The organism is Vibrio sp. B172a, assembly GCF_030248355.1.
Taxonomy (GTDB): domain Bacteria; phylum Pseudomonadota; class Gammaproteobacteria; order Enterobacterales; family Vibrionaceae; genus Vibrio; species Vibrio owensii.
The window spans coordinates 64094-76742 of sequence record NZ_JAHGAC010000001.1 but is presented as its reverse complement, the minus strand read 5'-3'; the positions used below and the strand labels follow the sequence as shown (position 1 = coordinate 76742).

General features: G+C 45.9%; 9 protein-coding genes. 2 read left to right on the top strand and 7 right to left on the bottom strand.

Annotated elements, in window-relative coordinates; all coding sequences use genetic code 11:
* Positions 1–47: 47 nt before the first annotated feature.
* From KIT90_RS00285 to yccS, 3 genes are all read right to left on the bottom strand, one after another.
* On the bottom strand, positions 48–314 hold the full coding sequence (locus KIT90_RS00285) for a hypothetical protein (protein WP_005437768.1): 267 nt from the start codon (positions 312–314) through the stop codon (positions 48–50).
* Positions 315–428: 114 nt separating this feature from the next.
* Positions 429–590: a hypothetical protein gene (locus KIT90_RS00280; RefSeq protein WP_162998341.1), complete on the bottom strand. Its 162-nt coding sequence runs from the start codon at positions 588–590 to the stop codon at positions 429–431.
* A 243-nt stretch (positions 591–833) separates the two neighbouring features.
* A complete protein-coding gene (gene yccS / locus KIT90_RS00275; protein WP_009704156.1) occupies positions 834–2987 on the bottom strand; it encodes a YccS family putative transporter in 2154 nt (717 codons plus the stop codon).
* 292 nt (positions 2988–3279) lie between these two features.
* Here yccS and helD point away from each other — a divergent pair, with 292 nt between their 5' ends.
* Positions 3280–5349, top strand: coding sequence for a DNA helicase IV (gene helD / locus KIT90_RS00270; protein WP_285374384.1), 2070 nt, complete (start codon positions 3280–3282; stop codon positions 5347–5349).
* Between the two features lie 79 nt (positions 5350–5428).
* Here helD and KIT90_RS00265 read toward each other — a convergent pair whose 3' ends face one another.
* Both KIT90_RS00265 and torT read right to left on the bottom strand, forming a co-directional pair.
* On the bottom strand, positions 5429–5884 hold the full coding sequence (locus KIT90_RS00265) for a methylglyoxal synthase (protein WP_005437764.1): 456 nt from the start codon (positions 5882–5884) through the stop codon (positions 5429–5431).
* Between the two features lie 63 nt (positions 5885–5947).
* Positions 5948–6997, bottom strand: coding sequence for a TMAO reductase system periplasmic protein TorT (gene torT, locus KIT90_RS00260; protein ID WP_080637388.1), 1050 nt, complete (start codon positions 6995–6997; stop codon positions 5948–5950).
* Between the two features lie 43 nt (positions 6998–7040).
* On the opposite strand from torT, the gene torS reads away from it, so the two are divergent.
* Positions 7041–10004, top strand: a complete 2964-nt coding sequence (gene torS / locus KIT90_RS00255; RefSeq protein WP_038896261.1) for a TMAO reductase system sensor histidine kinase/response regulator TorS — start codon at positions 7041–7043, stop codon at positions 10002–10004.
* 66 nt (positions 10005–10070) lie between these two features.
* Here the strand turns inward: torS and KIT90_RS00250 are convergent, their stop codons facing one another.
* Positions 10071–10262, bottom strand: a complete 192-nt coding sequence (locus tag KIT90_RS00250; RefSeq protein ID WP_005447215.1) for a hypothetical protein — start codon at positions 10260–10262, stop codon at positions 10071–10073.
* 18 nt (positions 10263–10280) lie between these two features.
* On the bottom strand, positions 10281–12638 hold the full coding sequence (locus KIT90_RS00245) for a fatty acid cis/trans isomerase (RefSeq protein ID WP_285374382.1): 2358 nt from the start codon (positions 12636–12638) through the stop codon (positions 10281–10283).
* Positions 12639–12649 lie beyond the last annotated feature (11 nt).

The window sequence follows — 12649 nt, the reverse complement described above, 5'->3', positions numbered from 1 at the left end:
GTGTCTGGTATAAAAAGCAGTGTGCTGATTGGTATTTAAAGCGTTGTTTACACGTGAATGTCGAGTAGGCTGCCGATCACTTCATTGTTCTTATCAACAACCGATGCACCGATTCGGTTATAGCTTGCAGCTTGAGTTAAGTTAACGAGAGGCTCGATTGGGTTTGAAGGCAATTCAGAGGAGACTTTATTGAAATTAAGCTCGTTATCTTTGACGAGGTCAACTTTGTTAAACGCTAAATCGTTTTCTTTCACAAAGTCTTGTTGAATTTCATGCGCAGCACCTTCAGCCATCTTCTGCGACAGCTGAATCATATTATATCCGGACTGTATTCCTGATACTGGCATGTTAACTCTCTCACTTGTTATGCTTTTGTTAGCATAGGAAGTGTTGCAATTTCGTGCAAGTTCTTTATTCGAACGGTTTGATTATGCAAACAGTTTTGAAAGCATATCGCGTTCTTCGTTAGAAAGAAGCGGGCTTTCCTTTTTGTTAAGCGATTGACTAATGTCACCCTGAAGCGATTTTAGTTGGCTCGCTGTCAGCTCATTAATCTTTTGTCTCAGTTCATTAAACTGTTGAGTAGTCATTTCGATCTCCTCACATTTCTTGGGCTTCTCCTTCATCCACCCACCTCAGCGACCTCCATGGTCACAATTAAAGAATGTTCTAATATTCTTAGGTTAGTTTTTGAATGGTGTTTTTTTGTCCGAGTAATGTCAGTAAGCCTCAAGTAACTTGTAAGACTTTTCCTATGAATAAAGGCGGTAATCATAAAGGGGTAGAATCATAGTCTACCCCTTTAATATGCCTCGTTGGTTCAAGAGGCTTGTTTAGTTCACACGAACGGCAAACTTAGAGGCAAGAGAGTGCAACTCAGGCAGCATGCGGTAGATGAGGTGCAATTGCTGAAGCACCATTCGAGCAGAATGATCATCTTCATCACGCCATTCATTCAGGCGTTGTTCCAAATTAGTATCGTCGATCGACGACAAATCACACTCTTCGCTGTTGTGATGCAATTGTTGATGTAACACGTCCAAATGCTGGTGAATACATCGATGAGCATCAAGAACAAGCTGGTGGATGGATTCATCGTCAATCCGAGTCCGATGCGCACCTAACGCTGAGATATAACTCAACATTGCATGATTCAACGTTAAGAAACGGAAACTTTCATCCACTGCCGTTCGATATTTCCCCGGCTCCGCCAACATGGTGCTGATCGCGGAAGAGAGGTTGGCATCAGTGTTGTGTGCCTGACGACGAGCGATTCGGTAGCTGAGGTTATCTTTCTTACCAATCCGATACTGGCCGATGATCTGACCAAGGTATTGCTTATTGGCATCTATCGCGTCGGACATCACTTTATGCAGGCGCTTAGATTGCCAGTCCGGCAGAATGACTAAAACGGCGCCAACCGCCAGCACACAGCCAATCAAGGTATCAGCAAGTCGAGGCAGTACTACGGCGTAACCTTCACCTAATTGGTTGAACAAGAACAACACGAGTAGGGTGATAAAGCCGGTTGCATAACCGTAGTTGTTGATGCGAAACGCAAAGAACATCACCCCAGAGATGACAATGAAGACCAACTGGCTTTCTTGAGAAGGGAAGAAGGTCAGCAAGGGCACACCTATCAACAAACCTGCGAGTGTTCCGATAACGCGGGCAGTAAGTTTTTGTCGTGTTGCGCTGTAGTTAGGTTGGCAAACAAATAGCGTGGTAAGCAGAATCCAGTAACCACGGTCAATGTCGAACGCTTGGATAATTCCGTAACCGGCAGTTAGGGCAATCGACATGCGCAGTGCGTGGCGGAACAGCATCGAGTCTTTATGTAAATTCGCTGAGATGCGTTGCCACATGGCTTTCAGCGTATGTGGGTTCGTATCATCCAGCACATCTTCTTCGAGCCGCTCCGCGTCTGGGTTATTAATGTTGCTGAGCTGTTTTTCTACCGTCGCTAGGTTATTGAACAGGTAAGTAAGCTGAGCCAATAAACGCTTCCAATGGCTTTGTTCTTGTTCTTCCAAGTAGCCCAAGGAGTTTTGTAGCTCTGCCAATGCAAGAATAGATTGATCAGTATGGGTGTATTCGTTACCTAGTCGAATCGCATGAGCAATATCGCGACAAGCTTGCGCTTGAGACTCAAGTAAGTACTTAAAGCGGAACAAAACGTCTGAGCGCTCAAATTCGGTAGCCAAATCTTGGTATCGATAGTGGCTTGAACTCACGCGCTCGTGAATGTCTTGTGCAATAAAGTAAATATTAAGGAAGCGGTCGCTTGGACCATCGATATGACCGCGCTTAGAACGGCTTAACAGCGTTGCTTTACAAGCATTCAGTGCGTTTACGGTCGCAGCATTTAGCTTCGCCGCCTCGATGCGCATAGGCTGTGGGGTTAAGTTGGTGACAGGGTGGAACAGCTTCGCCTTGGCATCAAGGTAGTTGGCGATTTGTAAGAACACCGTCGCCAAGCTTTGTTGAACAGGTTGAAGTGGCCAAAACATCTGCCAAATCATCGACATGAAGTAGTACCACGCCGCGCCAGTCAATAGTAGCAATGGTTGGAACCAAATATTGGTGCTTTCATGAGCGCCAAGCATGGTGTAAATGGCAATCAATAAAGAGCCAAACGCGATGCTGGCGTATTTAGGCCCAATAGCGCCAAGCATAATAAAGCCGAACGTCGAGATAAACAGGCCGATGGCAAAAGCCCACGGCGTATCAAATAAGATCTCAATTGAGAAAGCAGCGACGGCGAAACAGATAAAGGTAAGAATGAGCGCTTTTATCCTGCCCGTGAAACTGTCGTCGCTCTCAGCCAAAGCGGCAGCAATCACACCCAAGATAAGAGGAGTAATCAAGGTATGTTGCTTAAAATACCAAGCAGGAATCACCACGCCTAAAAGGGTGATAAGAATCAGAATGCTGTAGTTAATGGTTTTGTTTGCCCAATAGAGGCGAAGTTTTAAAGCAGCTTGCACGATGCGCCTTTCGTTGCCGGTGGAAAACAGGAGAATTTTAACAAACTCACTATAGCGTGTTTATGACCTAATTTAATAAAAAACGTCACTTGTTCAGGAAATCAACAGAATTGTCATTGACTTAACTTGTTGAGAGCGATTCATGAACGAACCGCTGTTCACAAATTCAACAGTAATGTGAATTTTAATTAAGAATACCGACAGAAGGCGATTTGTGCTTCATCCATCGCTACAATTTAACTGACTAAAATGATATAAAACGAGAACTTCTCTATCAAAAGGCGCACCTTTCATGCAGCTTACTGCCACCAATAAAGCACAGTTTTTTATTCAAAATGAGTATTACCAAGTCGAAATAAAAGAAAACAGTGTTTTATTAAGTTCAGTCGGCAGTGAAGAGCACATTCCATTTACGATTTGGAATGGTAAAGTTGGCGTTAAGCGTGGCTTGCTCTGGAGCTCTCTGCAGTTTTTCGCTCATGAACAAGATGGCAAGCAGCAAAGCTGGTTAGTGCAAGGTTTGCCTTGGCCACAATGTCGTAAATTTGCGGTTGAAGCGGTTCGTCAATATCAAGACTGGCACAATACTCAGTGCCGAAAACTTGCTGAATACCTCCCTAAGTGGGAAGACGAATTGTATCAACTCAAGCATCTTCCGGCTTATCTCTCGCACTCGAGAGTGCAAAATTGGGTCGACCAACTTAACGGTGAACTTGTTGAAATCAAAACCAGCTTGGTAGAAGCGAAAATGCGTATGCCTAAGCGTATGGCGGAGATTGAACCATGGTTGTCTGAGACTTCTCAGACCTTGAGTGAACGTAACCATGAATGGCTAGAGAATGAACGTCCAAACTGGGAAGTTCTGTTCAGCCGTATCGAGTCTTCACCGCTTAACCTTTCTCAACAGCATGCTGTGCTGCTCAATGATGATCATAACCTTGTGCTTGCAGGAGCGGGTTCCGGTAAAACCAGTGTGCTGACCGCTCGTGTGGCGTATTTACTTCAGAGCCACCAAGCGCAGGCAGAAGAGTTATTGATGTTGGCATTTGGTCGTGATGCCGCAAAAGAAATGAAAGAGCGATTGGTCGATAAAGTGGGGCTTGCGGCAGAAAACGTGCGAGTGAATACTTTCCACCAACTTGGCTTACGCATCCTTAATCAAGTTGAACCTCAACCGGTTGAAATTAGCCCACTTGCTTTGGACGACAATCAACGCTCAGCATGGTGCATAGATTGGCTCAAGAAGCATTGGATGACGCCAACCAACTTTAAGCGTTGGCAAAAGCATTTAGATAAATGGCCGATTGCCTACTTGAAAGGCGATGATGAGCTTGGTAGCCACTCGGAAAACCCGAAACTGATCGCTTGGCTCGATAACCAACTTTCGCAATTGGCTGCCGTTGGCTTAACTAAGAAACAAGTTCAAGAAAAGCTTGTGAATCATCAAGATTACACGCGTTTGAACAGTGAGCTAGCACTTTGTTGGCCATGTTTTAGTGCGTGGCAAAAGATGCTTAAGGAAACCAATAAGGTTGATTTTCCAACCATGATCAGCCGCGCGACAGATTACGTGACGAAAGGTAAATTCATTTCACCTTGGCGCTTTATCATGGTGGACGAATACCAAGACATCTCACCAGACCGCTTAGCGTTGATTGAAGCGTTATGTGCATCAACCGAGAAGCAAACTGGCGCGACTCTGTTTGCAGTAGGTGATGACTGGCAGGCGATTTATCAGTTCGCAGGTGCAGATGTGGATTTGACGACTGGTTTCCAAGAACGTTTTACACATTCAACTGTGCATCACTTAGACACGACGTATCGCTTCAACAACCAAATTGGTGATGTGGCGAATACCTTTGTCCAAGAGAACCCATCTCAGTTGCCGAAGACGCTTAACAGCCACAAGCAGCGTAAACAGAAGAGTGTTCATACTGCACCAAGCAACCAAGTTGAGAAAATCCTTGACCAACTGAACCAACAAGCGAAGAAAACTAAGTCGGTGCTGCTGTTAGGGCGAAACCATTATCACAAACCCGATCTATATGACGATTGGTTGAAGCGTTTCCCGAACCTTGAGATTCGCTTTATGACGTGTCATGCAAGTAAGGGCAGAGAAGCGGACTTTGTGATTATTCTGTCGGTGGATGAAGGTCAATTCCCAGCGAAGAAGAAGCAAGCACATATCGATGGGGCATTGAGTGAGTCAAAAGACAAATACCCTTATGCAGAAGAGCGTCGTTTGTTCTATGTTGCGTTGACTCGTGCGAAAGAGAAGGTTTGGATCACCCACACAGGTGCAGGTTCTGCTTTTGTACAAGAACTGGTGAATGGCGACTATCCGATTGTTACTTCAAGGTAATACCTTCCCATTACTCGGGTAAAACAAAGGCGATACTGAGTATCGCCTTTGTTGTATTTGGAAGCGTCGTTAATAGGAATTACGTGCGCTCAGCAAGGTATGCTTCGTAGTCTGGTACTTCAATATCCACTTCTTGGTCGATCAGCGGAGAGTTGAATAGGAATTTAGCAGTTGCACGGTTCGTTGCTACAGGAATATTCCATACGCTTGCAATACGCAGTAGGGCCTTTACATCAGGGTCATGAGGTACAGCATTCAGTGGATCCCAGAAGAACACAAGCACGTCAATGTTGCCTTCAGAAATCAAAGCGCCAAGTTGTTGGTCGCCACCCATTGGGCCACTGATCATGCTCTTGATTGCAAGGCCAGTTTCTTTGCTCAGCATGTGACCCGTTGTACCGGTCGCGTACAAGAAGTGGCTTTGCAGCTTCTCTTTGTTCTCTTTTACCCAACGAAGCAATTCAGGTTTGCAGTTGTCGTGGGCAACCAATGCCACATGTTTGTGCGCTGGCATGGTACGAGTTGTTTTTTGCATCAAGTTATTTCCGTTTTTATGATTTTAAATTCGCTGCATCCAATAAAACACGTTTTTTGCCCATCAATCAACAGCCTTAACGCTGAATGTAGGCCTATATTCTGACGGAGATAACGAATCTTCAATTGTGTCGTCATGAAGTGTCTTTGGCGTCAGCGCTTTAATGGTTGGAGACGCGTGTTTTTCATACGGTTGATGACGCAAGTAGTGGACTGCCTGCATGACGGAAAGGCGACCCTGTTCCACCATTTTGTCTGTTGGGGCGAATAAAACTTTGTGGCGCAATAAGCCGCGATAGACACCATGACTTAGGTACACAGAAACCAAACCAATCTCCTCGGTTTTTTCTGCACTGCGCAACTCGCTGATGGCAGCCTCAATCGCTACCGCGCTGCCAACAATGTAATCAATGTTGCCCATATCAATGACACGTTGCACAAGGTTACGTTGAAGCTCTTTGTCGTTATCTGCCCAGTACGAATCGACGATACGGATATCGCTGTCTTTAATGGCTTCGTAAAAACCAGTTGTGACAGGCTTTGTTCCACCACGGGTTCTAGGGCCCAACAAAAGAGCGATATTGGTTTTTCCTGATCCTTTTGGGTGTTTCTCTGCAAGGTATTTACCCGCTTCATAGCCCATCCAGTACCAGTCAACACCGACTACGCCTTTGAGTAACTTTGATTGTTCTTCGTCGAGATCAAGTTGATTGACGGTGGCAAAAACCGGCGTCTTACCGACCCAGCTTTGTAGATTGTGTTCGTAAGCTTGCGGATCAACAGTGCCGAGAATTATGGCGTCTGCGCCCCACTGGGTACACAGGGCGAGTTGTTGTTCCTGGCGCGTTTTGTTCGGGTAGCCGCCAGCTTCGAGAACACGAAGGTCAACACCGAGTTTCTCCGCTTCGGAAACCATTCCATAGTTTACTGACAACCAGTATGAATCCTTTAAATGAGGGTATATGGCACAGATTTTCTCAGCCGCAAAAGTAGGCACTGAAGCGAAAAGTGACAATGCGAGTGTAGAATGCTTGAAAATTGTGCGAAATGAACGCTGATTTATAACCATGAAATGAAGTTCGTTGGCATAGATTAAGTAAACACTGCAAAATATAACGTAATATGTCGCCGAACACGAACATTAAGGTCAGGAAAATATGTTGCTAGCTACTGCAAGCATCGGTCGAAAACTGCTGTTGTCTTTCATTGCGATGGCAATGCTGGTGATGATATCAGCATTAATCGGTGTATCAGGGTTTTCTCTGGTAGCAAAAACAGAAAGGAACGTCGTGGACAGTGCCATTCCGGCAATGCTAGAAGCTCGACAAGTTTCTGAGCTCAGTACACGAATTATCTCGTCGGTACAAATGCTCTCTAATGCTCAGAATGAGCAAGAACGTAAAGAAGCTGGGCGCGTTCTTTTTGAACAGCTCGAATCGTTACTTACGCATATTAAAGAGCTTGGCAGTGAGTCGTTTGACTCCAAGCTTCTTGAAGCATTGGAAAACAATGTCCAGAACGTCATTGATAACTTAGCAGAGCTTGGCGTTACAGTAGAACGTAAGCTGTGGTTGACGAAAGAGATCGACACGCGCGTAGAAGAAATGCGTTTGCTGAGTGAAGAGCTAGAGCAGTTGACTCGTACCCAAGTGCAAAACACCAGCACGATTGCGGTCGCGAACGTAACGCACATTTATGACCTTCTTGACGCGAATAAGAAAGCGCAAGCATTCCAAGCTTTGGATGCTCTTGTTGAAGTCGATCTAGACCTGACAGAACGACTTCATGAGCTGCACTTGCTGGCGTTCAAAATGCTTAACCAAATTGAAGAAGCGCGCACGCTCACCAATGTTGACCGCATCCAACAAATTCAAACCGCCTTTGAAGATAACCTGAAAATCATGAAGCGCCGCGTGCTTGCTGTAGAAGACCCGACGCGTTCAGAGCAAATGAGCCAATTGCTTACCGAACTTGGAAAGCGTCAGGTGGTGTTCACTATTTTGCTTCAGCAGTATGAGAACAACGAGCAATCTCAGCAGTTAATGCAGAAAACCCTCGAACTCTTTTCTGAGCTAAACGGGACAGTAAACAAACTGGTGGATGATTCCAACAAGACAACCAGAATTGCGGTTGAAAAGCTTACCAGTACGCTCAAGTTTGCACAGTGGTCACTGACGGTGATCTCCATCATCGGTTTGATTATCGTTGTACTCATCCTTTGGCGCGTGGTTTATGTTTCGGTTATCAAACGCCTGGGTGAATATTCTTCTGCATTGCTTTCGGTTGCGCAGGGTAACCTCGCAGTAGAGCTGGAAGTGAAGGGCAAAGATGAGCTGGCACACATGGGGCAGGCGATCATCACGGCGAGAAACACCGCGCAAGCATTAAAAGTGGTGGCAGAAGGTGAAGCGCAAGCGAAACGTGAGTTGGAAGAGCATAAAGAACACTTAGAAGAGTTGATCGAACAGCGTACTTCTCAGTTGAAACAAGCGAACCGACGCTTGAACGAAGAAGTGCTGAACCACGCAAAAGCACGCAAACAAGCGGAACAAGCAAGTCGTGCTAAATCGGCGTTCTTGGCAACTATGAGCCATGAAATTCGTACCCCAATGAATGGTGTTCTTGGTACGGCACGTCTATTGATTGATTCTGGTTTGAACCCAATTCAGAAACGTTACGCTGAAATCATCAACCGCAGTGGTAAAACGCTACTCGCGATTTTGAACGATGTATTGGATTACTCGAAAATCGAAGCGGGACATTTGGAAATCCGCAGCTTGGGCTTTGATTTACACCAGATGGTTGAAGATACGTTCCAATTGATGAACGGCAAAGCACAAGAGAAAAAATTGCTGTTCTCTTACCACATTGAAAGCGATGTAGGCCGCTACTGGAAAGGTGATGTCATTCGCATCAATCAGGTGTTGAACAATCTTGTTGGTAACGCAATTAAGTTTACCGAGCAGGGTGAAATCGACATCTACGTTAGCTTGAATCCAGAAGATGAAACTCAGGTGCTATTTGAAGTTTCTGATACGGGTATCGGTATTGCCAAGAAAGATCAAAAGACGTTGTTTGATGCCTTCACTCAGGCTGAAGGCGGCATGAATCAAACTGGCGGAACCGGATTAGGTTTAGCGATCAGTCGACGCATTATCCAAGCGATGGGTGGTTGCTTGGAAGTAGACTCAGACGAGGGACACGGTAGCCGTTTCTGGTTCTCGATTCCTTTAGAGGAAAGCGAACCGGTAGAAACCGTATCGATTGCTAGTGCGCGTTGTAAAATTCGAGCGAAGGTGCTTGTTGTGGAAGATAACCCAGTGAACCGTGTGGTAGCAGAAGGCTTCTTGGAGAGCATGGGACACGAAGTTATTTTGGCAGAAAATGGGTTAGAGGCGGAACAGATCATTGACAAGCATGATTTCGACATTGCATTGGTCGATATCAACTTGCCAGATTGCAATGGTGCTGATTTAATCCACCGCCTCAAACGTATCGAGCGCAATAAGCCTTCGGATAAAGCACTCAATCCAACGCCAATGGTCGCGGTTTCTGCTCATGTATTCGCTGAAGAAGTGGAAAGCTATTTGGCGGCGGGCTTTGACGGATATCTGCCTAAGCCGATGGAAAAAGAAGCGCTTTCTGCACTTATCCAAGATATGTTGGATGGCAAACAATTACTGCTTCCCCAAAGTGGGGAGTGCCTTGCTCAGGATGAGATAATTACAACAAGTGACAACGACACTGTGTCCGTCACAACAGACCTAACAGCAGAGGAGCCAGCGATGGTTATCATCAACCCTAATGTGATTCAGTCAGACATGAAGATTTTGGGCAAAGAGAAAATGCTTCACATCATCGACTTGTTCCGACAAACCAGCGCTGATGTTTTGAGCCAAATGGAAAGTTCTGCACAAAATGGTGAAAGTCGTGCTGTAAAAGATCTCGCTCACAAACTAAAAGGCAGCGCAGGCAGTTTAGGTTTGACAGCTCTAATGAATACGTGCCAAAGCATCGAGATTGCATCAGAGTCATTAGAGGCTTACACAATGCTTAGAGCCGACTTGAAAGGGCAGGTGAGTGATTCAGTGATTGCGCTGGATGAGCTAATGGCTGAATAACGTCGGTTGTTTGATTTCAGCGCCACTTATATACAAAAACCTCCGGTTTGCGCCGGAGGTTTTTTTCTATTCGGTCAGATCATCTTCCCACTCGAACCGAGTGTCTAGAGCATAAGGATCATCTTCGAACGGATGTTCCATTCTGCCACGCAAGTATTCGAGTTGGTGCTCAAGCATGTTGACCGTGTCGTAATCCCCCTCTGAGCAGGCAACGTATATCTGTTGCTCGAGAGCGGCGATGTTGTCTCGGATACTCATGAGAACCCCCTTAAATCATCATCGATTCTCAAAACGATTATAGTCAAGTAAACCAAATTCGATCGGTTGTTTTGTACGATACCAATCGTGGATACGATCGCTAAATGGCCAGAACTTTTCAGAGCTTCGGCGAATAGCAAAATTATCCAGTAACTTAACGTAATCATCCTCGGATTTAAGGGTGCTAAATTGATCGACAAATTCTTTTACTTGATCTTCTTCGATAGAGAAAAACGCCGCTGGATAGCTGCCAACCACGCCTCGAACAATGGTCATGTCGTCGTTCGCGAAGTCTCGATTGCTCTCCTCATCAAACAAGCTAGAAATGTTGATGTGAGCGTTGTTATGAATAAGAGTGAAAAGCTCATCTTCACCAGATTTGCTGCGTACCATCAGCATTGTGATTTGCGGTACCGTTTTTAGCCCTTCACCACGAACTTGGTTGATGCTCGCCAACTGCTGCTCATTCTCCACGGTAAGCGCGGTATCAACGATGTCGTATCGTGGCAATAAGACTGGTGATACTTGCTTGCGCAGAATATCCAATAGCTCCGATTTAGGATCGTCGGTGTGATACACCACACTGGTCGGTTGGCTAAATGGTGCAACGTTGCGTTGTAAGAAGTCACTCAGTTGACGCGGTTGGTCCTGATACCAACTTGAATGTTCTTGGTGGCGCATATCAGCAGGAAGTAGGGCAATAAAGTTACTTTCCCCTTCAAGGCGTAAGAAGTCCATGAACATTCGGGTAATCAGCTGGTGGCCAAAGTTACCGTACACATCGAAACCGGCAACAAGTAGGTAGTGGATACGTTCAAGCAGAGCATAGTCCAAAACCCAAGCCGTTTTCGGTTGTTCACCTACCAAGCCTTGCACAACTGACGCACTATCAAAGTGACGGAAGACTGTAAGAGCAGCATTTGGATTTGTACCGTTGCCGTCCCAAATTACGTCGGTCGATAGGTGCTCACCGTTCTTAAACCACTTGTTGATGAAGTCAGACTTCGCTTCTAGGTAGCGTGCTTGCTGACGTGAGTATTTCACCCAGTTGGTAACTGGCACAGTATTGCTCTCAAGCTCGCCGGGAAGTTTTAGGTTAGCTGCTTGCGAGCGATAGAACTCGTTGACTTCAGGAATGTCGGCTTTGTCTGGGTCTAGGAAGAATACCCAGAAGCGATCATTGATTACGTTTAATGCCAACTGACCACGACATACTGGGCCTTTGATGTAAGCCATGATGGTGTTCTGAGCGTTGTCCAACATGAACTTAAAGCGCGACTTCACCGGTAAATCGATGAAGGCGGTCATTGGGTTAGCTGCGATTTCAGGCTCGTAGCTTGGTAATTTTGCCACTTCGTAATCGGCATCAATGAACCATTTTTTCCAGTTCTCGATACGTTGTTTGTTCAGCGCAAACGGCATGTGCGTCTTATCGACAATAGTGCCTTGCTCGGGAATGATGCGGTAGTACACGCGCTCAACACCCGGATCATCATACGGACGACGCGTTGAGATGCGTTTTACTGGCTCTCCCGGTGGCGTTGAGGAGCGGACGAGAGTAAAGAAGCGTGGTTGCTCAGCATCCAGTTCAGAAAAGAACAGGTGCGATAAGAAAAGGTGTTCGTAAATATAACGAGCGGCGAGTTGGTTTTTGCGAGAACTCTTGTTCAGCAGCGTCTCGTATTTCTGAACCTCAGCTTTTTGTTGCTCGGTAAGCGGGATATGCGCATTCATGATGCCGCCATTTTCCAGCCAAAGCATGAGCGTTTGATATTCTATCGCCGTTAGATTCGGCATCCCGAAAGGCATTCCCCATGTCGGGTTGTCTTGTTCGTATTTTGCGTACTCTTCAATCGTCGGACACGTTTGTTCACGGTCGATGGAAAAATCGAAGCCTTCTAATTGAACTTGATCAGGGAGTGGATGACGTTCCTTTTGTTGAAGCATACGAGCAATCAAACCTGCATCCATATTAGCCGCCATGCTCTGCTCACGCTCGTTGAGCACAGGATGGAAGCCAGCATCACGCCATTCTTGCGTAGTTTGCGCGTCTTCAAATAAGCGAGTTGGGGCCGCTGCAGTCAAGCGTGTGCCTTCGTAAACCAAAGCTTTGCTTGCACCACGGTCAATGCCTTCTACGGAAGAGAGTTTTAACTGACAAGGGGCATCGTAGCAGGCGTGACAAACCACACATCGATTATCGACGATAGGTTTTACTTCATGTTGAAAGAAGTCCGCTTTGGGCGTCTCAAGAGCAACAGTACGCTCGCGAACTTCTTCAGGGCCAAACAGTTTGTCGTAGTTTAGGCCCGCATAGGTCGCACAACCTGCAAACAGAGTGGCGATACACAGTGTGAAAATTAAACGTAAATTCATTGAGTTATTTT